At 66.7% G+C, this 23,639-nt stretch carries 20 protein-coding genes; 11 read left to right on the forward strand and 9 right to left on the reverse strand.

The window, feature by feature from the left end:
• Positions 1–70 precede the first annotated feature (70 nt).
• The 4 genes from ACQR1B_RS24780 (at position 71) to ACQR1B_RS24795 (ending at position 4,759) form a co-directional block, all read left to right on the forward strand.
• Positions 71–664, forward strand: coding sequence for a biliverdin-producing heme oxygenase (locus ACQR1B_RS24780; RefSeq protein WP_434836664.1), 594 nt, complete (start codon positions 71–73; stop codon positions 662–664).
• On the forward strand, positions 661–3,231 hold the full coding sequence (locus ACQR1B_RS24785) for an HWE histidine kinase domain-containing protein (protein ID WP_434836598.1): 2,571 nt from the start codon (positions 661–663) through the stop codon (positions 3,229–3,231). Before ACQR1B_RS24780 ends, ACQR1B_RS24785 begins: the two co-directional genes overlap by 4 nt.
• 59 nt (positions 3,232–3,290) lie before the next feature.
• Complete coding sequence (locus tag ACQR1B_RS24790) at positions 3,291–3,620, forward strand: hypothetical protein (protein WP_434836599.1); 330 nt, start codon at positions 3,291–3,293, stop codon at positions 3,618–3,620.
• Between the two features lie 797 nt (positions 3,621–4,417).
• The gene (locus ACQR1B_RS24795) at positions 4,418–4,759 is read left to right on the forward strand and encodes a hypothetical protein (protein WP_434836600.1); all 342 of its coding nucleotides are present in this window, start codon (positions 4,418–4,420) and stop codon (positions 4,757–4,759) included.
• 2 nt (positions 4,760–4,761) lie between these two features.
• Here the strand turns inward: ACQR1B_RS24795 and ACQR1B_RS24800 are convergent, their stop codons facing one another.
• Entirely contained in the window at positions 4,762–5,895 is a 1,134-nt protein-coding gene (locus tag ACQR1B_RS24800; RefSeq protein ID WP_434836601.1) for a site-specific DNA-methyltransferase, read from the reverse strand.
• A gap of 386 nt (positions 5,896–6,281) precedes the next feature.
• On the opposite strand from ACQR1B_RS24800, the gene ypfJ reads away from it, so the two are divergent.
• Together ypfJ and moaB are read left to right on the forward strand one after the other, a co-directional pair.
• Positions 6,282–7,202, forward strand: a complete 921-nt coding sequence (gene ypfJ / locus ACQR1B_RS24805; protein WP_434836602.1) for a KPN_02809 family neutral zinc metallopeptidase — start codon at positions 6,282–6,284, stop codon at positions 7,200–7,202.
• Between the two features lie 11 nt (positions 7,203–7,213).
• Positions 7,214–7,774 (forward strand): molybdenum cofactor biosynthesis protein B, encoded by a 561-nt coding sequence (moaB, locus tag ACQR1B_RS24810; RefSeq protein ID WP_434836603.1) that lies wholly within the window; start codon positions 7,214–7,216, stop codon positions 7,772–7,774.
• 31 nt (positions 7,775–7,805) lie between these two features.
• On the opposite strand, the gene ACQR1B_RS24815 is transcribed toward moaB, so the two are convergent.
• The 7 genes from ACQR1B_RS24815 to ACQR1B_RS24845 form a co-directional block, all read right to left on the reverse strand.
• A complete protein-coding gene (locus tag ACQR1B_RS24815) occupies positions 7,806–8,156 on the reverse strand; it encodes a hypothetical protein (protein WP_434836604.1) in 351 nt (116 codons plus the stop codon).
• A 230-nt stretch (positions 8,157–8,386) separates the two neighbouring features.
• Entirely contained in the window at positions 8,387–9,316 is a 930-nt protein-coding gene (locus tag ACQR1B_RS24820; RefSeq protein ID WP_434836605.1) for a bifunctional helix-turn-helix transcriptional regulator/GNAT family N-acetyltransferase, read from the reverse strand.
• Positions 9,317–9,382: 66 nt separating this feature from the next.
• The gene (locus ACQR1B_RS24825; RefSeq protein ID WP_434836606.1) at positions 9,383–9,955 is read right to left on the reverse strand and encodes a glycosyl transferase; all 573 of its coding nucleotides are present in this window, start codon (positions 9,953–9,955) and stop codon (positions 9,383–9,385) included.
• Between the two features lie 116 nt (positions 9,956–10,071).
• Entirely contained in the window at positions 10,072–11,670 is a 1,599-nt protein-coding gene (locus tag ACQR1B_RS24830) for a PEP/pyruvate-binding domain-containing protein (protein ID WP_434836607.1), read from the reverse strand.
• Positions 11,671–11,679: 9 nt separating this feature from the next.
• Positions 11,680–13,155, reverse strand: coding sequence for a hypothetical protein (locus ACQR1B_RS24835; RefSeq protein ID WP_434836608.1), 1,476 nt, complete (start codon positions 13,153–13,155; stop codon positions 11,680–11,682).
• A gap of 59 nt (positions 13,156–13,214) precedes the next feature.
• Positions 13,215–13,604 carry a hypothetical protein gene (locus ACQR1B_RS24840; protein ID WP_434836609.1) on the reverse strand — a complete coding sequence of 130 codons (390 nt, stop codon included), beginning with the start codon at positions 13,602–13,604 and terminating at the stop codon, positions 13,215–13,217.
• Between the two features lie 73 nt (positions 13,605–13,677).
• The gene (locus ACQR1B_RS24845; RefSeq protein ID WP_434836610.1) at positions 13,678–16,089 is read right to left on the reverse strand and encodes a phosphoketolase family protein; all 2,412 of its coding nucleotides are present in this window, start codon (positions 16,087–16,089) and stop codon (positions 13,678–13,680) included.
• A gap of 190 nt (positions 16,090–16,279) precedes the next feature.
• Between ACQR1B_RS24845 and ACQR1B_RS24850 the strand changes: the two genes are divergently transcribed.
• The 4 genes from ACQR1B_RS24850 to ACQR1B_RS24865 all read left to right on the forward strand — a co-directional run bounded on the left by ACQR1B_RS24850 (position 16,280) and on the right by ACQR1B_RS24865 (position 20,590).
• Complete coding sequence (locus tag ACQR1B_RS24850; protein WP_434836611.1) at positions 16,280–17,473, forward strand: PA0069 family radical SAM protein; 1,194 nt, start codon at positions 16,280–16,282, stop codon at positions 17,471–17,473.
• Between the two features lie 30 nt (positions 17,474–17,503).
• Entirely contained in the window at positions 17,504–17,953 is a 450-nt protein-coding gene (locus tag ACQR1B_RS24855; protein ID WP_434836612.1) for a VOC family protein, read from the forward strand.
• A 71-nt stretch (positions 17,954–18,024) separates the two neighbouring features.
• Positions 18,025–18,885, forward strand: a complete 861-nt coding sequence (locus ACQR1B_RS24860) for a ribonuclease HII (RefSeq protein WP_434836613.1) — start codon at positions 18,025–18,027, stop codon at positions 18,883–18,885.
• Positions 18,886–19,081: 196 nt separating this feature from the next.
• Positions 19,082–20,590 (forward strand): glycosyltransferase family 39 protein, encoded by a 1,509-nt coding sequence (locus ACQR1B_RS24865; protein ID WP_434836614.1) that lies wholly within the window; start codon positions 19,082–19,084, stop codon positions 20,588–20,590.
• A gap of 108 nt (positions 20,591–20,698) precedes the next feature.
• On the opposite strand, the gene ACQR1B_RS24870 is transcribed toward ACQR1B_RS24865, so the two are convergent.
• The gene (locus ACQR1B_RS24870) at positions 20,699–21,520 is read right to left on the reverse strand and encodes a uracil-DNA glycosylase (protein WP_434836615.1); all 822 of its coding nucleotides are present in this window, start codon (positions 21,518–21,520) and stop codon (positions 20,699–20,701) included.
• A gap of 303 nt (positions 21,521–21,823) precedes the next feature.
• Here ACQR1B_RS24870 and ACQR1B_RS24875 point away from each other — a divergent pair, with 303 nt between their 5' ends.
• Positions 21,824–23,482, forward strand: a complete 1,659-nt coding sequence (locus ACQR1B_RS24875) for an electron transfer flavoprotein-ubiquinone oxidoreductase (protein WP_434836616.1) — start codon at positions 21,824–21,826, stop codon at positions 23,480–23,482.
• Positions 23,483–23,639: the final 157 nt, after the last annotated feature.

Genomic DNA, 23,639 nt, shown 5'->3' on the forward strand with positions numbered 1-23,639 from the left:
CTCATTTGGCAACGTTGCGTTAAGTCGCGGCATGCCTGCGTCCGATCACTCCCTCGTTCGAGCTCCTTTGATGTCGCTGGCTGCCATTTCCGATGACCGACTTCACGCTGGCGTCGACCAAGGCCTGCGGTACAGATTGAAAGCAGCGACCGAGGCCGCCCACCATGCGCTGGACGAGCGGCTCAGCCAATTCGACCTCACCACGACCGCGCATTATCGCCGCTTTCTGCAGGCCAGCGCCGCAGCCCTGTTACCCCTGGAGCAGGCGCTCGATCAGGCCGGCGTTGGCGAGGTGCTCGGCGACTGGGCGCGCCGGCGCCGCGCCGAGGCGATCAGGGCCGACCTGGCCGACCTCGGCGGCACCATCGTTCCGATCGACCTGCGAGGGCAGCCGCTCGATCGTCCCTCGGTGTTCGGAACGCTCTATGTCCTGGAAGGATCGCGGCTCGGGGCGGCCTATCTGCTCCGCGTCGTGACCGCCTCGGCAGACCCGATCGTGAGACGCGCGACGCGTTATCTGCGTCACGGCGCGGGCGAACGTCTGTGGCCCAGCTTCCTGTCTGAGCTTGCACGAGAGCCGCTGACGCCGGACGACGAAGTCAGGATGATTGCGAGTGCGCGCGCCGCGTTCGCGGTGTTTGCGAAGGCGATGGCATCAGCATGAACGAGCCGGTCAATCTCACCAATTGCGATCGCGAGCCGATCCATGTTCCCGGCAGCGTCCAGCCTTTCGGCTTCCTGCTGGTGCTGGTGTCGGACTTCACCATTTGCATGGCCTCGGAGAACGCACCCCGCTATCTCGGGGTCGAGATCGATCGGCTGCTGCAGCAGCCGGTCGAGGCCGTGCTCTCGGAGGAGGCCGTCACGGCGATCCGCGCGCGCGTCGACTATCTGAGCGGCCCGGACGCCGTCGAGCGCGTGTTCGGCGTCGACCTTCAGGGCGAGGGCCGGCTGTTCGATCTCGCCATCCACTTCTCGGGCGCGTATCTCGTCGTCGAGGCGGAGCCCAGCCTGATCGAGACCGGCGTCAATTCCGGCGAACTGGTGCGCCTGATGCTCGGCCGCATCCGCAAGACGACGGGCACGCTGGACCTCGCGCAGGAGGCGGCGCGCCAGCTCAAGCTGCTGACCGGCTTCGACCGCATCATGGTGTATCGCTTTCATCCGGACGGCTCCGGCGAGGTGATCGCGGAAGTCGCCAGTTCCGGCCTGGAGCCATTCCTCGGGCTGCATTATCCGGCGTCCGACATTCCGCGGCAGGCGCGGCAGCTCTATCAGCGCAACTGGCTGCGCATCATCGCGGACATCAATGCGGTGCCGGCGCCGCTGACGTCGACGCCGGCGCACAATGCAGGGTTGCTCGATCTGTCGATGAGCGTGCTGCGTTCGGTCTCGCCGATTCATATCGAGTACCTGCGCAACATGGGCGTGGCCGCGTCGATGTCGGTCTCGATCCTGCGCGACGGCAAGCTGTGGGGGCTGTTCGCCTGCCATCACTATGCGCCGCATCATCTGTCGTTCGAGAAGCGCACCGCGGCCGAGCTGTTCGGCCAGATGTATTCCTGGCTGCTGGAGTCGCGCGAGCGCGAGACCGACGTCGCCTACGAGACGCGCGCGCATCAGGTCCAGGAGCGACTGATCGAGCGCGCGGCCGCGCAGGCCCACAGCAAGCGCGCCATCCTCGATTTCGTCGCCGACTATCGTCAGATGATCGCATGCGACGGCATCGCCGTGTGGTCGGACGAGGAGATCACGCTCGATGGCGAGACGCCGACCGAGGAGGAGGTCCACGATCTCATCGGCTTCATCAACCGCACCTCGCCGGGACGCATCTGCGCCAGCGCCGAGATCGCCAAGGTCTATGCGGCCGGCGAATCGTTCCGCGACCGCGCCGCCGGCTTTCTGGCGATTCCGATCTCGCGGGCGCCGCGTGACTGCCTGATCTTCTTCCGCCGCGAGGTGCTGCGATCGGTCAATTGGGCCGGCGATCCCAACAAGACCTATTCGGAGGGCCCGCTCGGCCCGCGGCTCACGCCGCGCAAGAGCTTCGAGTTGTGGCGGCAGACCGTGGAGGGGCAGTCGAAGCCGTGGACCGCGGCCGACCTGCGCATCGCCGAGAGCCTGCGCGTCACCTTGCTCGAGGTCATCCTGCAACTGGCGGAGCTTGCCGCTCGCGAGCGCCGCGGTGCGCAGGAGCGACAGGAACTGATGATTGCCGAACTCAATCACCGCGTCCGTAACATCCTGAGCCTCGTGCGCGGCCTGGTCGCGCAGAGCAAGGATACGGCGACGTCGATCGAGGAGTTCGCCTCCGTGCTCGGCGGCCGCATCCAGGCGCTGGCGCGGGCGCACGACCAGATCACGAACCTGAACTGGGCGCCGGTGGCGCTGCGCTCGCTGCTCGAGTCGGAGGCCGGCGCCTATCTCGGCGTGCGGGCAGGGCGGGTGCGGATGGAGGGGCCGGATGTCGCGCTCGACCCGAAGGCGTTCGCGACGCTTGCCCTCGTCGTGCACGAGATGATGACCAACTCGGCGAAATACGGCGCGCTCGCCGATTCGACCGGCCAGGTCCAGGTGATCTGGCGGCTCGATCCCGGTGCGAGCCTCGTCATCGACTGGAAGGAAACCGGCGGGCCGCCGGTGCAGCCGCCGTCGCGGCGCGGCTTCGGCACCACCATCATCGAGCGCTCGGTGCCGTTCGATCTCCGGGGCGACGCCGAGATTCGCTTCGATCTGCTCGGCGTTCAGGCGCGCTTCGTGATTCCCGCCAATTTCGTGCAGATGGTGCCGGCGATGGCGGGGGCTCCGTCGCATCATCAAGCGAAGCATGAGCAGACGCCGCGTCTTTCGGGCACGGCGCTGATCGTCGAGGACAATCTGATCATCGCGATGGGCGCCGAAGTGATCCTGCTCGAACTCGGCGCGCGGCACGTCGACACGGCGGCGTCCGTCAACCAGGCGCTGAAGTCGATCGAGCGCGCGGTGCCGAGCTTCGGGCTGCTCGACATCAACCTCGGCGCCGAGAGCAGTCTCGCGGTGGGACACAGGTTGAAGGAGCTTGGTGTCCCCTTCATTTTCGCCACCGGCTACGGCGAACGCGCGCCGATTCCTCCCGAGCTGTCCGACACGCCGGTGATCCAGAAGCCGTATACCCGCGAGCTGGTCGAGAAGGCGCTGTCGAAGATGATCAAGCAGGCCGAATCTGCCGGGCACGACGGACCGGGCGATTGAAGCCGGTAGATCGATCATTGCCCGGACCTCGAGGAGACGGGCGACCGTCGGGGCGGTTGTTGTCGATCGCGCTGATCGACAACCGACACGGCGGCATCCGCGAATCGATCGTGCTGCGACATCAACCTCTGCGCGGAGGAGATTCTTTGCGTAGGACGCAAGTTGAAGAATCACTGCGCGACTTTTCATGTTCGCCGGCCGATTGCGAGCAGCGCGCGCGGTCGGCCGTGATTGGCATGCAAAATTTCATACTAGCTCGATTCACATCCCCGTGTTGTCGCAAGCGCAACGATACGCTGATGAGCAGCACATCGGCGCTTATCCATCTGTTGCTGCGACAAAACAGCCCGGAAAAATTAGAACGCATCCAAAGGACACCGCTGTTCTAACATTGTTTCGACAAATGGAACTTCAGCAGCCTTATTCCGAACGAAGTCATCGCCGAAACGGCGCAGCGGGGGCGCGTTGAATCGTCGGAGGTCTGATGACGAATCGAACGACGAGTTTGTTGCCGTGTGTTGCGGCCGCCATGCTGGCGGGAGCGGCTGCGGTGACGATCGAGTTTACACCGGCATCGGCCGCTGACGAATGCCTGACGAAGCCGAAGGAGACACCCGCGGGGAAGCATTGGTTCTATCGCGTCGACCGGACGACGAAGAAACAGTGCTGGTATCTCCGCGAGGACGATCGCGCCGCTCAGGGCGCGTCTCTCGTCACACGAAAATTGGCATCGCATCGGGATCGCGCGACGCTGTCGTCGGCGGCGGCCGATGCGCGCGCGGAAATTCAATCACCGCCCACGCAGGCTGGTGACGAGACGAAGGTCGCACCGTCGAGCCCTGCTGCTCGGTCCTCTGCGACGTTCCCCCCGGTCGCCGCGTTTCCGACCGCGGCTGCGCCAGTGGCCGCGCCGTCCCCCGCAACGGCGGATGCAACGCATAGTCCGGCGACCTCGGGGCCTGCGGCTTCTGAGCCGGTGGCCGATGTTGCCGCGAGCGATTCTGCGGTTGCGACGCGTTGGCCTGATTCGTCTGGCACGCTGCAGGCGCAGCCCGCGCCAGCGCCACGGGCGTCATCCTACACACTCGCGGCGGCGTCGAGCGATGCTGCGCCGGCTGAGACCGCCGCTCCCGTTGCCACCTCACAGGCGGTGGTCGAGGCGACTCCAGCGACGTCCGTCGGCGGCATGAACGATGAGGCAGCGCGGACCCGGCTGTTTGCGTTTCTTGGAGCGGTCGCCGTTGCAGGCTTCTCGACCAGCGTCCTGCTCGCCCGCGCCCGTGCCAAGCGCCAGCTTCGCATCGAGCCGGTCGCGGCGCGCCGTGTGACCCGCTGGCCTGCCGAACCCGAGCTCGATCGGATGCATCTGCCGCCGGTGGGCGGCATCCGTCCCGGAGCGGCGCGTCCTCAGCCGCAGCGCGCGGCGCGGATCTCGGTCGTGCCGCGCGACGACGCTCGCTACGACGAGCAGTACGAGGTCGAAGACCTGCTGGCGCGCTATTCCGGGCCGGGCCGCCGGACGTCCTGACGTCAGGCGGCGCTCATCTCGGAGCGGATTTCGGCGCGCAGTTCGTCGATCAGCCTGAGGCCGCTCTTGGTCTCCACGTGCCAGAACGTCCAGCCGTTGCAGGCCGGCAGTCCCTGGGCGACCGCGCCGATGCGGTGGATCGAGCCGACCTTGTCGCCGAGCATGATGGCGCCATCGGCGCGCACCAGCGCGCCGTAGCGCCGCTTGGAGTCGACGAGCTTGGCGCCGGGCACGATCATGCCGCGCTCGATCAACTCGGAAAATGCCACCCGCGGCGCTTCGCGCGCCGTCATGAACGGCGCGAGCGTGGCTTCCGGCAACGGTTCCACCGCGGCGATGCGGCGCTCGGCCGCGTCGGCATAGGTCCTGTCGCGCTCGAAGCCGAGGTAGCGGCGGCCGAGGCGTTTCGCCACTGCGCCCGTCGTGCCGGTGCCGTTGAACGGGTCGATCACGAGATCGCCGGGCTTCGACGATGACAGCAGCACGCGCGCCAGCAGGCCCTCCGGCTTCTGCGTCGGATGAATCTTCTTGCCGTCGCCGTCCTTGAGCCGCTCCTCGCCGGTGCACAGCGGTATCAGCCAGTCCGAGCGCGCCTGGACGTCCTCGTTCGAGGCCTTCAGCGCCTCGTAGTTGAACGTGTAGCCCTTCGCCTTCTCGTCGCGCGCGGCCCAGATCATGGTCTCGTGCGCGTTGGTGAATCGGCGGCCGCGGAAATTCGGCATCGGGTTGGACTTGCGCCAGACGATGTCGTTCAGGATCCAGAAGCCGAGATCCTGCATGATCGCGCCGACGCGGAAGATGTTGTGATAGGAGCCGATGACCCAGATCGTCGCGCTCGGCTTCATTGCGCGGCGCGCGGCGAGCAGCCATGCGCGGGTGAAGTCGTCATAGGCGGCGAACGAGGAGAACTTGTCCCAATCGTCATTGACGGCATCGACCTGCGATTCGTCGGGACGCTTGAGCTCACCCTTGAGCTGCAGATTGTACGGCGGATCCGCAAACACGAGGTCGACGGATGCGGCCTGCAGTTTCGACATCTCGGCGACGCAGTCGCCGACGATGACTTGATGCTGCTCAAGGGGCTGAAATTTAGTGCGGGGCGCCTTTGCAGACGCCCCGCGACGCGACTCTACCATGACTCAAGAACTCTGACTCAGGCGACGCTGTCGGCGACGCGGGACCTAACAACCGACTGGCCACACATTGACGTGGCAAAGTAAAAATGGACTTAACCCGGAAAATTTTTCGCATTCCCGCACACGTATTGATCACGCGCAACGCCGGTCAATCGCGCATCGTCGATGCACGGTGGGGTTCGCGCAAGATGACGATTACGATGGACTTTTTCGTGCCGTTGCGCGCAGGCGCAGCCGTCGGCGCTGCAAGCTGCGTGCGGGTTTCTCGGACGGCGCTAGGCAAAATTTGCCGGCCGGGTTATTGATTAACACAGTGGAAATTTTACCTGTTTGCCGCGTTAGGCATATCGCGCAGAGCCGCGCAGGATCATGAGGAAAAGGCCGCCATGCGTTACGATGATTTCCGTCGCAGCGACGACATCGACGACCGTCGCGACGAAGGCGGCGGGATGGGCGGTGGTATGGGTCTGCCGATCGGCGGCGGCGGGCTCGGCATCGGCACCATCATCGTGCTCGGCCTGATCGGCTACGCCTTCGGCATCGATCCGCGCATCCTGATCGGCGGCGCGGAGATGCTCGGCCACGGCGGCGCGCCGACCCAGCAGGCGGACCGCCGTTCGCCGGGCAAGACCGGGGCGCCGAAGGACGAGATGGGCGACATGATCTCCGGCGTCCTCGGCGAGATCGACGACCGCTGGACGGAGATCTTCCAGGCCAGCGGCCAGAATTATACCGGACCCAAGATCGTACTGTTTCGCAACAGCACCAATGGCGGCCGCTGCGGCATGGCGCAGTCGGCGATGGGGCCGTTCTACTGTCCGCCGGACCGGCAGATCTTTCTCGACACCGGCTTCTTCCGCGAAGTCGAGACGCGCTTCCGGGGATGCTCGGGCAGCGCCTGCAAGTTCACGGCAGCCTACATCATCGCGCATGAGGCCGGACACCACATCCAGAATCTGCTCGGTATCCTGCCTCGCGTGACGCGGCTGCAGCAACAGTCGGGCAGCAAGGCCGAAGCCAACGCATTGCAGGTCAAGGTCGAGTTGCAAGCCGACTGCCTGTCCGGCGTCTGGGTCAATCGCGAGGCCAAGAAGCGCCCCGGGTTCCTCGAGGATGGCGACATCGACGCCGCACTCACGACGGCGTCGGCGATCGGTGACGACACGTTGCAGCGCCAGGCGACGGGACGCGTCGTGCCGGATTCGTTCACCCACGGCTCGGCCGCGCAGCGCAAGCGCTGGTTCATGATCGGCTATCAGCAGGGTACGGTGCAGGCCTGCAATACGTTCGCGGCCAATTCACTGTAAGGAATCCTGAGATGGCGATCGACGAAAGCAAGCACTTCATCCCCCTCAATATCGCCGTGCTGACGATGTCCGACACGCGGTCGCTCGCCGACGACAAGTCGGGGACCACCCTGAGCGATCGCCTGACGGCGGCCGGGCACAGGCTGGCGGCGCGCGAGATCGTCACCGACGACGTCGAGAAGATTCGTGCGGTCGTGAAGGCGTGGATTGCCGATTCGGGCGTCGACGTCGTGATCACCACCGGCGGTACCGGTTTCACCGGCCGCGACGTCACGCCCGAGGCGATCGAGCCGCTGTTCGAGAAACGCATGGACGGGTTTTCGATCGCCTTCCACATGCTGAGCCACGCCAAGATCGGCACGTCGACGATCCAGAGCCGCGCCACCGCCGGCGTCGCCGGCGCGACCTACATCTTCTGCCTGCCGGGATCGCCCGGTGCCTGCCGCGACGCCTGGGACGGCATCCTTGCCGCCCAGCTCGACTACCGCACCCGTCCCTGCAATTTCGTCGAGATCATGCCGAGGCTGGACGAGCATCTGCGCCGGCCCAAGGCGATGGGCGCGACGGCCTGACGCAGCACGTTGGCGAGCCGCTTCACGCGGCTCACTTGGCTGGAACGATCTCGAAGGCGCCGCCTCCTTCGATCGCTGCGCCGATCAGGCCGCCCATCATGTTGGCTGCAAAATTCTGGCCGCGCGGGCCGACCAGCATCCGATAGGTCTTGCCGGGAACGGCGGTGAAACGGATGTTGGATGAGCCCGGCGAGGACCATGTCGAGACGGTGATCGTCGTGGGGCCCGGCGCAAGCGGGCCGCCATAGCTCTCGCCGCGGCCAAGGCTCGCCACCTTGGCGCCATTGATCTCAATCGCGGCAGGCGCCGCGAGATACAGAAAATCCGTCGTGCGTGTGATCGCGACCGTCGCGCGGCCCTTTGGCGCAGCCTGAGCCGCCATGCCTTGCGCTGCTTCAAACCCGCACATGCCCGCCAGCGCAAGACACGCGGCAAGCTTCGATCGACTCGCCAAACTGATCACTGGTGACACCCCACGCTCTGTCTCGGCGGGATACTACCGAAGAATGGGAACGCCGCAATCAGCCGGTGCAGGGTGTTGAAGCGCTCGAGCGACTCTACGGCCGGTTGCCATCGCGTTGGGCGACCGGCATCGGTGCGCGCCTGCGTGGGCTACAGATCCAGCCGCCACGTCTCGCCCATGAGCTGGACGCCAAACGAGGCGTGCGGCTCCTCTGCGACCTTGCGAAAGCCGGCGCGCGCGTAGATGTCGCGCGCCGCGGTCAGAATACTCTGCGTCCACAGCTCGACCGTCTTGTAGTTTTTCTCCCGGGCAAAGCGGATGCATTGTTCGGTCAGGGCCCGGCCGACGCCGAGCCCGCGGGCCTTCTTCTCGACCAGCAGCAGCCGCAGCTTGCCGACATCGTCGCTGCCCTTGACCAGGAAGATCGAGCCGACCGGCTCGCCGGCGAGCTCCGCGATCCAGCAATGCTCGCGGGCCGGATCGTAGCGCTTGATGAACTGCGCGCCGATCTCCGCGACCAGCGCCTCGAACGAGATGTCCCAGCCATATTCCTCGGCATAGACGGCGCCATGCCGTGAGATGATCCAGCCGATGTCGCCGGGCCGGTGGCTGCGCAGCAGGATCGGCGAGCGGTCCGGCTGCCGCGGCTCCAGCGCGGTCGCGATGGTGCTCATCGCACCCACCAGTCGCTCGCGGACGGCCGGCGCCAGCGGTGCGAGCATGGCCGCGATTTCCTTCTGAGAGCTGCGATCGAGCCTGGCATAGGCCTGCCGCCCTTTCGCGGTGAGGCCGAGCTGCTGCTGCCTTCGATCCGACGGCAGCGGTGTGCGGCTGATCAGGCCGTTCTCGTCGAAGCTCTGTACGATGCGGCTGAGATAGCCGGCGTCGATCCCGAGCAAAAGGCCGATCTCCTTGGCCGACACCGCGTCGCGGTGGGCGAGTTCGTAGAGCACGCGGGCCTCGGCCAGCGAAAACGGGCTGTCGAGCAGATGCTGGTCGAGCGCCCCGAGCTTTCGCGTGTAGAAGCGGTTGAAGGCGCGGACGGCGGCGACCTCGCTGTCGGAGGGGAAAGTCGTCATGGGTCGAATCTCCAATATTTGCCATTGTCAATCAATTGGTTGACTTTAGCAAGTATCGGCCCGGCGCTAGACCATGACGATCCGGCTGCGCAGCACGGTCCGAGAGGACCGGCCGAGCTGACGCAGCAGCCGCGTTTCGGCCCGTTTGGCGTCCGGCTCGTAGCCGCCGATCTGCCGGTAGTGCTCGCGGGCGATCAGGAGGCCCTGATCCCCGAGCGGCCCGGCCACGGCGCGCGCGACCGAGCGGAGACGGTCGCGCAGGCTGACGGTGGCGTAGGGCGATCGGGCGTAGCGAAACACGCCGGCGCGCGGCCGGCCGCCGGCCGCGACGCTCTGGGCGAATTGCATCGTCTCGTCGATCCAGCCTGCATCGAGCACGGCGCCCGCGGGCAGAAACATCAGCCAGGGCGCACGCGCCTTCGCCGCTCCCGCGGCCAGCGCAGCGGCATGGGAGCCCTCGAATTTCATGAAATGGCAGCCGGCGACGTCGGCGACCCGCTCGATCACGCTGGAGTCGTTGGAGCGGTCGATCAGCAGCACCTCGCTGACGACCCCGGCCGCAGCGCCCGGCACCAGCGCGGACAAGGTGGCCACGGCGGTCTGCTCGACTCCTGTGGTCGGGATGATCACGCTCAGCATGAACCGGGCATCGTTGTTCGTAGCGCCTCCGGCAGGATTGTTATCACCTTGTCATATCCGAATCAGCCCGCTGCGCTGCGGAATTTTGCGGCAGGCCGATCCGGCGCGAGGGGCCGTCAGGCGGTCAGCCGCGTGGCAGGCCGTATCTTGCCGCTTCGCCAAGCCCGGACCTCCGCGAGCTCCGCGTCCGGCCGCGCGGTCACGATCTCCAGCCGTCCCGGATAGACATGGCCCCCGTCGCCGTCGATGGTCACCCAGTCGCCGCTTCCGATCGGCGTCGCGCCGAGCATCGCGCTGCCGGACGCAATGGCGAGCCCGTCACAGCCGACGACACAGGGCTTGCCAAGCTGCCGGGCGACCAGCGCCGCGTGTGCGGTGCGTGCACCAACCGACGTCACGATGCCGGATGCGACCGCGAAGCCCGCAACATCGGCCGTGGACGTGTCCGGGCGCATCAGGATGACGGGCTCGCCGCTCGCCGCCAGCCGCTTCGCGCTGTCGGAATCGAACGCCGCGCGGCCGGCCGCAATGCCGCCGGAGGCGGCGATGCCGGTCACGGCCGGCGCGCCGGCCCCGACCAGCGAGGTCTCGACCAGCCGGTCCAGATCGATGTCGGCCAGACGCTCCAGGGCCTGCTGCGGCGAGATCAGACCCTCCCGAACGAGGTCGACTGCGATCCTGAGCGCCGCGCGTGGCGTGCGCTTGGCGGCGCGGGTCTGGAGGATCCACAAGCGGCGCTCTTCGACCGTGAACTCGATGTCCTGCACGTCGGCGAACTCCGTCTCGAGTTGCCGCAGCACGGCGCCGAGTTCATGCGCCAGCCCTGGAAGGGCGCGTGCGATGGTCTCGGCGCTATCCGGCGTGCGGCGGCCGGACACGACGTCTTCACCTTGCGCATCGAGCACGAGGTCGATCATCGGGTGCGGCGCGCCGGTCGAGGGATCGCGCGAGAACGCGACGCCCGCGCCCGATGCGAGCCCGCCATTGCCGAACACCATGGCCTGCACGGTGACCGCGGTGCCGCGCAAGTGCTCCAGGTTCTGCAGCCTGCGGTAGGTCTGCGCACGCTCGCTGCTCCACGACTGATAGACGGCGCAGGCTGCGGCCGTGAGCTGCGCCTCGGCGTCCTCAAGCCAGTCGTCATGTCCAACCTCGACGAGGGCCTGCTCGTCGGCTGCAAGCCGCGCAATGGCCTCGCTGTCCAGTTCCCGGTCGTTGGCGACGCCTTCGCTCGCCGCCAGCGCATCGCGCTGCGCTGCGAGCGCGGCAGCGTCGAAGCCGAGCACGGTTTCGGAAAAGCTCTCGATGAAGCGGCGGCGGCAGTCGAAGGCGAGCCGCGGCCGTCCGGTGCTGCGGATCAGTCCGCGCACCGCACCCGACGTGCAGCCGACATTGAGCACGGTGTCGAGCATGCCCGGCGTCGAGCGCGCCGCACCGGAGCGGACCGATACCAGCAGAGGACGGCGATGATCGCCGAACACCTTGCCGGTCGCCTGTTCGAGGAAACGGATGCCGCCGCGCAGGCCATCGCGCAGCCGCTGCTCGGCGTCAGCCCGGTGGGCGATGATGTCGGCGCAGAGCTCGACGGGAAGCACAAAGGCCGGCGGCACGGGCAATCCGAGCGCGGCCATGCGTGCCAGATTGGCGGCCTTGGCGCCGACGGTCTCCGCCGGGCACGGTGCGGTGTCTTTGCCGAAGATGCGAACGATGGACATGGCAATTTCCTAGCCTGCGAGATCGATCATGACGTATTGGCGCAGCAGATGTCCGAAGCTCGCCAGCCGGTCGGTCGCGCGCTCGATGGCGCGCGCCAGTTCGAGCGTCGACAGCGAGGTGGCGACATCGAAGCCGCTGGTGAACACCAGAGCGGTGATGGTCCGCTCGTGCGCGTCCGCTGCGTGCTCGCTGTCCATCAGACTGAGCAAAGCGGCGAGCGCATCGTCGGAATCCGCCCGTCGTCCTTCGGGGATGTCGGCCGCGGCCGACAGTCCGCTCGCTGCGGCCTCGATGCCGCCGATCGCCACCTTGCAAAGCTCGATCAACGCCAAAGACAGCGCCGGCGGCATCGCCGCGGGCACCAGAGATGCAATGAAGGCCGCCTGCTCGAGTTCGTCGATGGTCTCCTCGACCCGGTCGACCAGCTGTGCGATCAGCGGCTCGGCGTTGAGCCGGGCGATCTCCTGGCGGGCCTCGATGGCGATGCGATCGGCCTTCTGTTCAATTCTGGCTGCGCGAGCGGCCAGCAGTTGGCGATCAGCCAGCAGTCCGGACGGCAGCGTGGTGAGGTCGCGGCTCAACGCCGCGGCGAGGTCATGGGCAAGGCCGAGCTGGCGCATCACGATCGCGAGCAGGCCGCCATCGACGCGATCGAGGTGCCGCACCAGGTCGGCTTCGATCTGGTCGCGGACCAGGCGGACCGAACGTCCGGCGAGCAGGCCCTCGGTCGCGGCGCGCAACGCCGCCTTGAGAAATTCGATCGCAGCGGTGCGGCCCAAGGCGCGATCCAGACGCTCGCCGAAGCCGATGCGGTTGGGGGCCGCATTGCGGACGGCTGCGCCCAACAGCTCGTTGCCGCCGAGCTCGAGGAAGGCGCGGTGGCCGATGCGGCTGCGTGCCGCCCAATCCAGAATCCCGACGGCGTCATCCTTGGCAACCCAGGTTCGCAGCAGCTTGCGCGCCTTGTTCCAGTCGATCAGGAACACCAGCGCAGCGCCCAGAGCCGCGAGAAATTGGTCGCGCGCCTCCGCGCTGTCGCCGTGAAACTGGCCGGTGACCAGAAAGAACGCGTTGTCGTCGGCGAGGTTCGCCCCGGTGTGGCGATCGAGGCCGCTCCAGGCGGCTGCGAAGCCATCGAACAGGCGGATGAAGAACTTCGCGCGCGCCAGATGGACGTCGGTGTAGGTGATCGTGACGGAGAGCCCGTTGACCGCGATCACCATGACATGGGCATCGGTGGTGCCGATGTCGTTCTGGATCAGCAGGCGCTCGCCCGTGCGCGTCGCCATCGTGTCGAGGCCGGGATGGTCGAATTTGAGCGCGCGGGTCGCGTTGAGGCCGCGCATGAAGGCTGAGATGACGGGACGGTCGTCATTCGCGAGTCCGAAGGCATGGGCGCCGTCGATTGTTTCCTCGGCGCAGCCGGCGGCGATGCGGTTGATCGCCTTGTGCAGGTCCATCACCAGGCGGTGGAGGCTGTCCAAATCCTCCCGGGCGCCGGTCAGGCGCGCGACGTGGTCGACGTCGATGTCTTCGGCCGCAGTCAGCGGCCAGCCTGGCGAATCGTCTCCAGCCGCCGTTCGGCCGACTGTCCCTCGGCTGGCCGTCCGGCGTCGACGGCGCGGATCATCGCGCGTGTATCATCTTCGATCGCTGCGATGAGCCTGGCGAGGCCGGGAGCGGCGAGGCGTCCGGTCGCGGTGCGATGCGCGCCGGCGATCAGGCTCGCGAGGTCGGCCGCAGAGATCCCCGCTGCGCGGCACTCGGTCGAGAGATCGGTGGGCCGTTGCTCTGGCGTCAGAGCATGCTGGGCAGCGGCCTGAAGCGCGCTCATGCGCACCTTGACCCGGTCGTTTGCGGCGAGGCCGTCGGCGATCAGCGACGGCAGCAGGATGTCGGCTTGGCCGAGCTCCTTGATGATCTGTGATTTCATGACGGCACGATCTGGTTTCGATGCCGTCAATGTGCCGCAGCGCCGCGACGACGTAGTTGCGTTAGATCATTCATCAAACCGTCACATCACGGCGCTCGCCGCTGCCGTAGGGCCAGACCCAGTCGCGGATCTCCGGCATGTCCTCGCCATGGGCGCGGATGTAGCGACGATGCTCGATCAGCGCGTCGCGGAATTTCTGCGTCACATGTGCCGCTGAGACGCCGAGCCCCGGCACGCGTTCGATCGCCTCGATCGCAAGATGAAAGCGGTCGAGCTCGTTCAGCACCACCATGTCGAACGGCGTCGTCGTCGTGCCTTCCTCGATGAAGCCGCGCACATGCAGGCCGGCGTGGTTGGTGCGGTTATAGGTCAGGCGATGGATCAGGTGAGGATAGCCATGATAGGCGAAGATCACCGGCTTGTCGGTCGTGAACAGGCTGTCGAATGCGCGATCGCTCAAGCCGTGCGGATGCTCTTCCTTCGGCTGCAGGGTCATGAGGTCGACGACATTGATGACGCGGATCTTGAGGCCGGGCAATTCCTTGCGCAGCAGATCGACGGCCGCGAGCGTCTCCAGCGTCGGAACGTCGCCGGCGCACGCCATGACCACGTCGGGCGCCTCGTCGGCCGGCTCGGTGCCGGCCCACGACCAGATGCCGATGCCGGCGTCGCAATGCGTCGCGGCGTCCTGCATCGACAGCCATTGCGGCGCCGGCTGCTTGCCGGCGACGATGACGTTGATGCGGTCATAGGTGCGCAGGCAATGATCGGCGATCCACAGCAGGGTGTTGGCGTCCGGCGGGAAGTAGATGCGGACGATGTCGGCCTTCTTGTTGGCGACGAAGTCGACGAAGCCCGGGTCCTGATGGCTGAAGCCGTTATGGTCCTGGCGCCAGACATGCGAGGTCAGGAGATAGTTCAGCGACGCGATCGGGCGCCGCCACGGCAGCTCGCGCGAGACTTTCAGCCATTTGGCGTGCTGGTTGAACATCGAATCAACGATGTGGATGAAGGCCTCGTAGCAGGAGAACAAGCCGTGCCGGCCGGTGAGCAGATAGCCTTCGAGCCAGCCCTGGCAGAGATGCTCGCTCAGCACCTCCATGACGCGGCCATCCCGGGCGAGGTGGACGTCGTAGGGCTCGATGCCTTCCATCCAGACGCGTTCGGTAACATCGAACACCGCGTCGAGCCGGTTCGACGCGGTCTCGTCCGGACCCATGATGCGGAAGTTTCGGGTCTCCGCATTCAGCGTGATCACATCGCGCAGGAATTTTCCAAGCTCGCGCGTCGCCTCTGCGATGGTCTGGCCGGGAACGGGCACATTCACGGCGAAGGCGTGATAGTCCGGCAGTTTGAGCTCGCGCCTGAGCAGTCCGCCATTGGTATGCGGATTGGCGCCCATGCGCCGCGGCCCCTTCGGCGCCAGCGCCTGCAGCTCCGGCACCAGCCGGCCCTGCGCGTCGAACAGCGTCTCCGGTTCGTAGCTCTTCATCCAGGCTTCGAGCAGGGCGAGATGCTCGGGCTTGCCGCGCGGATTTGAGATCGGCACCTGATGCGCGCGCCAGAAGCCTTCGACCTCGAGGCCGTCGACCTCCTTCGGTCCGGTCCAGCCCTTGGGGCTGCGCAGCACGATCATCGGCCAGCGCGGCCGTTGGATCGTTGCATCCGGCTGACGCGCGTTCTGCTGGATCGAGCGGATGCTGGCGAGCGCGACGTCGAGTGCATCGGCCATCTGCCGATGCATCGCCTTCGGCTCGGTGCCTTCGACGAACAGCGGCTCGTAGCCGTAGCCCTCGAACAGGCTCTTGATCTCGGCGTCGCTCATCCGCCCGAGCACGGTCGGGTTGGCGATCTTGTAGCCGTTGAGATGCAGGATCGGCAGCACCGCGCCGTCATGCGCCGGGTTCAGGAATTTGTTCGAATGCCAGGATGCGGCGAGCGGACCGGTCTCGGCTTCGCCGTCGCCGACCACGCAGGCGACGATCAGGTCGGGATTGTCGAACGCCGCGCCGTAGGCGTGCACCAGCGCGTAACCGAGCTCGCCGCCCTCGTGGATCGAGCCGGGCGTCTCCGGCGCCGCATGGCTCGGGATGCCGCCGGGAAAGGAAAATTGCCGGAACAGCTTGCGCAGGCCGTCGGTATCGCGCGTGATGTCGGGATAGGTCTCGCTGTAGGAGCCTTCGAGATAGGTGTTGGCGACCATGCCCGGGCCGCCATGGCCGGGCCCGCAGACATAGATCATGTTGAGATCCTGGCTCCGAATGGCGCGGTTGAGATGAGCGTAGATGAAGTTCAGCCCGGGCGTCGTTCCCCAATGGCCGAGCAGGCGCGGTTTGATGTGCTCCGGCGTGAGCGGCGCGCGCAGCAGCGGGTTGTCCAGCAGGTAGATCTGCCCGACCGAGAGATAGTTGGCCGCGCGCCAATAGCGGTCGAGCAGGTCGAGTTCGTCGGCCAGGGCAGTCTGCTCGGGAGAAATCGTCTTCATGGGACCTCGCTTGCCATCCGCTTCGCGCCCGCAGGAGAGTACATGAGAGTACCGCCGCACCGTCCCGTTCCAGCGCTGTTGCAGCATAGAACAGCAATGTGATGGCTGGCCTTGCGCTCGCGCAGAGTTCTCGTACGCTTTTGTTCTATTTTGTTCTTGTAATGTTCTTTGTGCGTGCTATGTCTGGGCCATGAGCCGAGCATCTTCACATGCCCTCAAGCGCCCGCCGGTCAAGGTGCCCTCCGAGCCGGCGGGCGCGCCTTCAAGCGGTCCTGAAAAAAGCAGTCCTGAGAAGGACTTTCCCGAACTCGCGGTGGCCATCGAACGGGGCCGGCGCCGCGGCCGGGGTGCCCAATCCAACGCGAGCGGCCGTTACGAGGCTGAGGCCCGCGTCGTTTTCGATGATGGCTGGCAGAGCCTCGAAGAGCTGCCGCCGTTCAAGACCACGGTCGCGACCGACACCTCGCGCAAGGTCATCACCCGCAACGACTCGCCGGACATCGGCTTCGACCGTTCGATCAATCCGTATCGCGGCTGCGAGCATGGCTGCGTCTATTGCTTTGCGCGGCCGACGCACGCCTTTCTCGGCCTGTCGCCGGGCCTCGATTTCGAATCCAAGCTGTTCGTCAAACCGGACGCGCCGGCGTTGCTGGAGAAGGAGCTTGCCGCCAGCGGCTACGAGCCGCGGATGATCGCGATCGGCACCAACACCGATCCGTATCAGCCGATCGAGCGCGAGCGAAGGATCATGCGCGGCATCCTCGAGGTGCTGGAAAAGGTTGGCCATCCCGTCGGGATCGTCACGAAGTCGGCGCTGGTGATGCGTGATGCCGACATTCTGGCGCGGATGGCCAAGAAGAACCTGGCGAAGGTGGCGATCTCCGTGACCACGCTGGACCCGAAGCTGGCGCGCACCATGGAGCCGCGGGCGTCGACGCCGTCGAAACGCCTGGAAGCGCTTCAGGCGCTGTCGAAGGCGGGCATTCCGACCACGGTGATGGTGGCGCCGGTGATTCCGGCGCTCAATGACAGCGAGATCGAGCGCATCCTCGATGCCGCTGCGCATGCCGGGGTCAAGGAAGCTGCTTACGTTCTTCTGCGGCTGCCGCTGGAGGTGCGCGACCTGTTCCGCGAATGGCTGCTCGAGCATTATCCGGACCGCTATCGCCACGTCTTCACCCTGATCCGCGACATGCGTGGCGGCCGCGACTACGACTCGCAATGGGGCACGCGGATGAAGGGCACCGGACCGATGGCCTGGATGATCGGCCGCCGCTTCGAGATTGCCTGCGAGAAGCTGGGGTTGAACAAGCGCCGCACCAAGCTGACGACGGACCATTTCGTTCGCCCGAAGGGCGGCGGGCAGCAGCTGAGCCTGTTCTGATTTGGCAATCACCCTTGCAAGGAGTGGAAGATGGCGGACCGAGTCGTGATGCCGCGGTTCACCGTCGTGACGCTGGGCGTGGATGACATGCGCAGGAGCATCGCCTTCTACACGGCGCTCGGCTTTGCCCGGAGGATGCGGGCGACCGGCGAGCAGGTGGCGTTCTTCGACACCGGCGGCACCGTGCTGGCGCTGTATCCGTGGGAGACTCTCGGACATGAGGCGGGGCTGGTGGACGCGCCGCGACCTCAGGCTTTCCGGGGGACGACGCTGGCCTGGAATTGCCGGAGCGAAGCGGAGGTCGACGCCGCACTGGGCTGGGCGATCGAGAACGGCGCAACGCTGCTGAAGGCGGCGCAGCCGACCGATTACGGCGGCTATGCGGGCTACTTTGCCGATCCCGACGGTCATGTCTGGGAAGCGGTGGTTGCTCCGGGGATCGCGGTCGGCGACGACGGGCGGCTGCGCCTGCCGGATTGACGGCTGCGAATAGCGGGAATTGCCGGCGGTTATGGGTTGCGCCGATAGCGCCGCTTTCGCACCATGCCGCCATGATTCGGGATCGAGCGAACAAGCCGGGCAGAACGAAAGCGGCCAATGGCACGACGATGAAGGGCACTGCGACGAAGGGCGGTGCTGCGGGCCGTTCCGTCAAGGCAGGCGCTGGGATCGGCCGCGCCAATGCAGTCGCGAAGTCCGGCAAGGGGGTCATCGCCGTGGCGCCACCGAGTTTTCGCCGCGAGCGCGCGCTGCTCAAGCAGGGCGTCTGGCCGGTCGCGGGCTGCGACGAGGCGGGGCGGGGGCCGCTGGCCGGACCGGTGGTTGCGGCGGCCGTCATTCTCGATCCCGCCCGTATCCCGAAGGGCCTCGACGATTCCAAACGCCTGAGCGCCGAGCAGCGTGAAGTTCTGTTCGACAAGATCTGCAACACTGCGGCATTTGCGGTCGCCTTTGCCTCGCCGGCGCGAATCGACCGCGACAACATCCTGCGCGCCTCGCTATGGGCGCTGTCGCGTGCCGTGAGGGCGCTGCCGGAGGCGCCCAAGCACGTGTTCGTCGACGGCCGCGACCGCATCGACGTCGATTGTGGCTGCGAAGCGGTGATCGGCGGCGACGGGCTGGTGATGTCGATCGCCGCGGCTTCGATCGTCGCCAAGGTCACGCGCGACCGGCTGATGTGCGCGCTGGCGCAGGATTGCCCCGGTTACGGCTTCGAGCAGCACAAGGGCTATGGCGTGCCGGAGCATCTCGCGGCGCTCGACCGGCTCGGACCTTCGGCGCACCATCGCAGTCTGTTCGCGCCGGTCGTGGCCGCCCGCCGGAAGCATCAGCCTTCGACCGTGCAGCCGGAGCCGGACCTGTTCGCGGAGGTCACCGTCGTCACATCGGCCGAAATATCGCTCGGCCTGTGATGCCGGTTGCCTCGACGCCGCCGCGGTCTTAATAGCTTTAGGCAGCCAGCCAGCACGAATTGTCACTCCTCGCAGCGGGGGCGGTCTTGTGCGCCTCGATCAAGCGGTATTGATTGCGGGTGTCGGACAGCGAGGCTGCTGCGGGTGAGGGACGGTCCTGCGGGCCTCCTCGACGTTCCAAGCGATCCAGCCGTTCATGCGTTTCACGTCCCTGGTTGTCGAACTGATCCGCGCAAGGCCGCGGCTGGTCGTCGTCATCGTGGTGTTGTGCCAGGCCATGCTCTGGCTCGGCGTCGCCGTGCTGTTCTATCGCAGCCCGCCCGGCCAGCTCGCCACCGCCATCGCGTTCGGACGGGAATATCAGGTCGGCACCGACCTCGGGCCGCCGCTGTCGTTCTGGCTGTCGGACATCGCCTATCGCCTCGCCGGCAACCATCTGTTCGGCGTCTACGTTCTGGCCGTGCTGTGCACGGCCCTGACCTTCTGGGTCGTCTATCTCCTGGCGCGCGCGATCGTCGGTGGCCAGCAGGCGGTGATCGCCGTGCTGCTCACCATGACCATCACCGCTTTCGGCGCTCCGACGCTGGAGTTCGGCCCCGACGTGCTGGCGCGCCCGCTCTGGGTGCTGCTCCTGCTCCATAGCTGGCAGATTCTCGGCCAGGGCCTGCGCAACGCCTGGTTCGCCTGGTCGATCGAGGCCGGCCTGCTGCTGCTCACGACGCCGGCCGCCGCCGGCCTGCTACTGCTGATCGCCGGCTTCGTGGTCTCGACCGCGCAGGGCCGCCGCGTGCTGCGCTCGTTCGATCCGCTGTTCGCGCTACTGGTGGTGTTGGCGCTGGCGCTGCCCTATCTCATCTTCGTCCTGCGCTCCGACAGCGTCGGGCTGCCTGCACTGCCGGTGCTCGCCGAGCTCTCGGTGCGCGCCTGGCAATGGCTTGCGCTGGCCGGCGGGGTGCTGCTGGCGATCTCGGTGGTGCTGGTGCTGGTGCTGCTCGACGCCAGCTGGATCGGCGGCGGCGAGACCGACGCCCCGATCATCTATCGCCGGCCGGTCCCGCCGCTCGGGCGCGACTTCGTCTATTGCTTCGCGATCGCGCCCGCTCTGGCCGGCAGTCTGATCTCCGGTCTGTTCGGGCTGCCGACCGTGTTCGGCGGCACGGCGGTCGGCTTGACCATGGTCGGATTAGCCATGGTCGTGGCGTCCGGCGACCTGATCTATCTGCGCCGGCAGCGGCTGCTGCGCATGGTCTGGGCGGTGGCGGTTGCAGCCCCCGCCGTGCTCGTCGCCGGCAACGCTGTGGTCATGCCCGTGTTCGGCGACCGCGAGGTCGCAACGTCGATGCCGGCCCGCAACATCGCTCGCTTCTTCGTCGAGAGCTTCGAACGCCGCACCAATCAGCGGTTGCAGGCGGTTGCGGGTGATCCGCAGCTCGCCAGCCTGATCTCGCTCGGCCGCCGCCGCGCGCATCTGTTCCTCGATGCCACACCGCAGCGGACGCCCTGGCTCACCGCGGCCCAATTTGCCGAGAGCGGGGGCATCGTGGTGTGGCGTGCCTCCGACACGGCCGGCACGCCGCCGCCGGAGCTGGCCCGGAGGTTCCCCGGCCTGGTGCCCGAGGTGCCGCGCAGCTTCGACTGGCTGATCAACGGCCGTCAGCCGCTGCTGCGCATCGGCTGGGCCATCGTCCGGCCGAAGGGGTCGTAGCTTTCGCGCATACGCCGTCATAGCGAGGAACGAAGCGACGAAGCAATCCGGGGCGACGCGTGTCGCTCTGGATTGCTTCGCTCGCAATGACGCGGAGAGCAAATCACCTCAGACCGCGATCACCTTCGCGATCGCGCGCAGGTCCTGCCACGACAGCCGCTTATAGGACGGCGAGCGCAGCAGATAGGCCGGGTGGAAGGTCGCGATCCCGCGGATCGTCCGCTTGCCGGTGTCGTAGTCGCGCCATTTGCCACGTGCCCGCATGATGCCTTCGCTTGTTCCGAGCAGCGCCTGGCTGGAGGGGTTGCCGAGCGTCACCAGCACGTCGGGATCGACCAGCTCGATCTGGCGGCGGATGAAGGGCAGGCAGATCTGCGTCTCCTGCGGCGTCGGCGTGCGGTTGCCCGGCGGCCGCCACGGGATCACGTTGGCGATGTAGACCTTGCTGCGGTCGAGCGCGATCGCGGCCAGCATGCGGTCGAGCAGCTTGCCGGAGCGGCCGACGAACGGCAGCCCCTCGATGTCCTCGTCGCGGCCCGGCGCCTCGCCGACGAGCATGATGCGCGCCTGCGGATTGCCGTCGGCGAACACCAGTCGCGAGGCCGTCCGCTTCAGCGCGCAGCCGTCGAACGTCTCCAGGAGGTCGCGCAGGGCCTCCAGCGTCGGCGCAGTACGCGCGGCTTCGCGGGCGGAGGCGATCGCGGCGTCCGGAGGCGGCGGCGGTTCTCCGCGCGGCGGAATGATCGCCGGCGCCGACAGCCGGCCCGCCTGCGGCGCCGCCGCCTGGCGTGCCACGGAGGGGGCTGCCGCCGGCATCGGCTCGGGTTCGACCAAGCGGTTGATCGGCTCATCCGCGAGTGCGCAATCGACTCCGGCCTCCAGATAGAAGGCGAGCAGCTGCCGGACGTCGGGGAGGGGTTCGGGGGTCATCATGATCGTTCGTGCGACAGTCTACGCCGCCTCGGCGCATGGCGGAATGCATTTCCGTGGTTGTCCTGCCCCGAAAAATCGGAAACAAGTGCCTGGAATAACCCAAAAAAGGAACGGAACGCCCTAGTGTTCCGGCGCTGGTCTTCGCTCCCCCTTGCAGATCCGCCTCAGCGAACGCCGACGCCTCCAGGAACCCTAGTTAAGTCATTGTTGCTATTGCAGCTTGCGGGTTTGATCCTTGCTTGCGCCAGGGGGCGGCAAGGGCCACATCCACTGCACCGGCCGGGTCTGAGATCGAGAGACATGAGCACCGAAGAATTACCCGAGCGCGAATCCATGGAGTTCGACGTCGTCATCGTCGGCGCCGGCCCTTCGGGCCTGACCGCCGCGATCCGGCTGAAGCAGCTCAATGCCGACCTCAACATCGTCGTGGTCGAGAAGGGCTCCGAGGTCGGCGCGCACATCCTGTCCGGCGCCGTGATCGATCCGATCGCGCTGGACCAGTTGCTTCCCGACTGGCGCTCGGACGATGACTGCCCGCTCAAGACGCAGGTCAAGGATGACAAGTTCTTCTGGATGACCGAGACCGGCGCGATCAAGCTGCCCGGCTTCGCCATGCCGCCGTTCATGGACAATCATCATTGCTTCGTCGGCTCGCTCGGCAATGTCTGCCGCTGGCTGTCGCGCAAGGCCGAGGCGCTCGGCGTCGAGATCTATCCGGGCTTCGCTGCGACGGAAGTTCTGTATGACGCGCAGGGCGCGGTGCGCGGCATCGCCACCGGCGACATGGGCATCGGCAAGGACGGCAAGCCGAAAGCCTCGTTCACCCGCGGCATGGAGCTGCTCGGCAAGTATACGCTGTTCGCCGAAGGCGCGCGCGGCAGCCTGTCCAAGCAGCTGATCGCGAAATTCGCGCTGGACTCGAACTGCGAGCCGCCGAAATTCGGCATCGGCCTCAAGGAGGTCTGGCAGGTCGATCCGGCCAGGCACCAGAAGGGGCTGATCCAGCACTCGTTCGGCTGGCCGCTCGACATGAAGACCGGCGGCGGCTCGTTCCTGTATCACTACGACGACAACCTCGTCGCGGTCGGTTTCGTCGTGCACCTCAACTACGACGATCCCTATCTGTCGCCGTTCGACGAATTCCAGCGCTTCAAGACCCATCCCGCGATCAGGAGCGTGCTGGAGGGCGGCAAGCGTCTTGCCTATGGCGCGCGCGCCATCACCGAAGGCGGCTATCAGTCGGTGCCGCGGCTGTCGTTTCCGGGCGGCGTGCTGATCGGCTGTGCGGCCGGCTTCGTCAACGTGCCGCGCATCAAGGGCGTGCACAACGCGATGGGCAGCGCGATGCTCGCGGCCGAGCATTTGAACGCCGCGCTCGCGGCGGGCCGAGCCAATGACGAACTGGTCGCTTACGAAAATGCCTGGCGCGCCTCGCCGGTCGGCCAGGACCTGTTCAAGGTCCGCAACGTCAAGCCGCTGTGGTCGAAGTTCGGCACGCTGCTCGGCGTCGCGCTCGGCGGCTTCGACATGTGGTGCAACACGCTCGGCTTCTCGCTGTTCGGCACCCAGTCGCACGCCAAGCATGATCGCGCGACGCTCGATCCGGCCAAGGCGCACCAGCCGAAGCCTGCGATGAAGCCGGACGGCAAGCTCACCTTCGATCGCCTGTCCTCGGTGTTCCTGTCGAACACCAATCACGAGGAAGATCAGCCCGTGCATCTGAAGGTCGCCGACATGGCGCTGCAGAAGAGCTCGGAGCACGACGTCTATGCCGGTCCGTCCAACCGCTATTGTCCGGCGGGCGTCTACGAATGGGTCGAGGAGGGCACCAGCCCGCGCTTCGTGATCAACGCGCAGAACTGCGTCCACTGCAAGACCTGCGACGTCAAGGATCCCAACGGCAACATCACCTGGGTTCCTCCGGAGGGCGGCGGAGGCCCGAACTACGAGGCCATGTAGCGTAAAGATTAATGCACGATTGCGTGAGGCGGGCGCCCTGCACAGGGCGGCCGGTCACGATACGGCCATACTGGCGCGGTTTGACGCAGGTCACCTTTGCCAAAGGGGCGTCCGGCTGACCCGAATATCCTGCAGATCCTTGCGGTTGGCCGCCAAA

It is taken from the genome of Bradyrhizobium oligotrophicum, from assembly GCF_051168495.1.
GTDB lineage: Bacteria > Pseudomonadota > Alphaproteobacteria > Rhizobiales > Xanthobacteraceae > Bradyrhizobium > Bradyrhizobium oligotrophicum_A.

What these genes read in the sequence shown, in the direction of transcription:
- ACQR1B_RS24780 (WP_434836664.1), top strand. Translation starts at nt 71, where the DNA reads ATGTCGCTGGCTGCCATTTCCGATGACCGACTTCACGCTGGCGTCGAC.
- ACQR1B_RS24785 (WP_434836598.1), top strand. Translation starts at nt 661, where the DNA reads ATGAACGAGCCGGTCAATCTCACCAATTGCGATCGCGAGCCGATCCAT.
- ACQR1B_RS24795 (WP_434836600.1), top strand. Translation starts at nt 4,418, where the DNA reads ATGAACGATGAGGCAGCGCGGACCCGGCTGTTTGCGTTTCTTGGAGCG.
- ACQR1B_RS24800 (WP_434836601.1), bottom strand. Translation starts at nt 5,895, where the DNA reads ATGGTAGAGTCGCGTCGCGGGGCGTCTGCAAAGGCGCCCCGCACTAAA.
- ypfJ (WP_434836602.1), top strand. Translation starts at nt 6,282, where the DNA reads ATGCGTTACGATGATTTCCGTCGCAGCGACGACATCGACGACCGTCGC.
- moaB (WP_434836603.1), top strand. Translation starts at nt 7,214, where the DNA reads ATGGCGATCGACGAAAGCAAGCACTTCATCCCCCTCAATATCGCCGTG.
- ACQR1B_RS24815 (WP_434836604.1), bottom strand. Translation starts at nt 8,156, where the DNA reads ATGGCGGCTCAGGCTGCGCCAAAGGGCCGCGCGACGGTCGCGATCACA.
- ACQR1B_RS24820 (WP_434836605.1), bottom strand. Translation starts at nt 9,316, where the DNA reads ATGACGACTTTCCCCTCCGACAGCGAGGTCGCCGCCGTCCGCGCCTTC.
- ACQR1B_RS24825 (WP_434836606.1), bottom strand. Translation starts at nt 9,955, where the DNA reads ATGCTGAGCGTGATCATCCCGACCACAGGAGTCGAGCAGACCGCCGTG.
- ACQR1B_RS24830 (WP_434836607.1), bottom strand. Translation starts at nt 11,670, where the DNA reads ATGTCCATCGTTCGCATCTTCGGCAAAGACACCGCACCGTGCCCGGCG.
- ACQR1B_RS24840 (WP_434836609.1), bottom strand. Translation starts at nt 13,604, where the DNA reads ATGAAATCACAGATCATCAAGGAGCTCGGCCAAGCCGACATCCTGCTG.
- ACQR1B_RS24845 (WP_434836610.1), bottom strand. Translation starts at nt 16,089, where the DNA reads ATGAAGACGATTTCTCCCGAGCAGACTGCCCTGGCCGACGAACTCGAC.
- ACQR1B_RS24850 (WP_434836611.1), top strand. Translation starts at nt 16,280, where the DNA reads ATGAGCCGAGCATCTTCACATGCCCTCAAGCGCCCGCCGGTCAAGGTG.
- ACQR1B_RS24855 (WP_434836612.1), top strand. Translation starts at nt 17,504, where the DNA reads ATGGCGGACCGAGTCGTGATGCCGCGGTTCACCGTCGTGACGCTGGGC.
- ACQR1B_RS24860 (WP_434836613.1), top strand. Translation starts at nt 18,025, where the DNA reads ATGATTCGGGATCGAGCGAACAAGCCGGGCAGAACGAAAGCGGCCAAT.
- ACQR1B_RS24865 (WP_434836614.1), top strand. Translation starts at nt 19,082, where the DNA reads ATGCGTTTCACGTCCCTGGTTGTCGAACTGATCCGCGCAAGGCCGCGG.
- ACQR1B_RS24870 (WP_434836615.1), bottom strand. Translation starts at nt 21,520, where the DNA reads ATGACCCCCGAACCCCTCCCCGACGTCCGGCAGCTGCTCGCCTTCTAT.
- ACQR1B_RS24875 (WP_434836616.1), top strand. Translation starts at nt 21,824, where the DNA reads ATGAGCACCGAAGAATTACCCGAGCGCGAATCCATGGAGTTCGACGTC.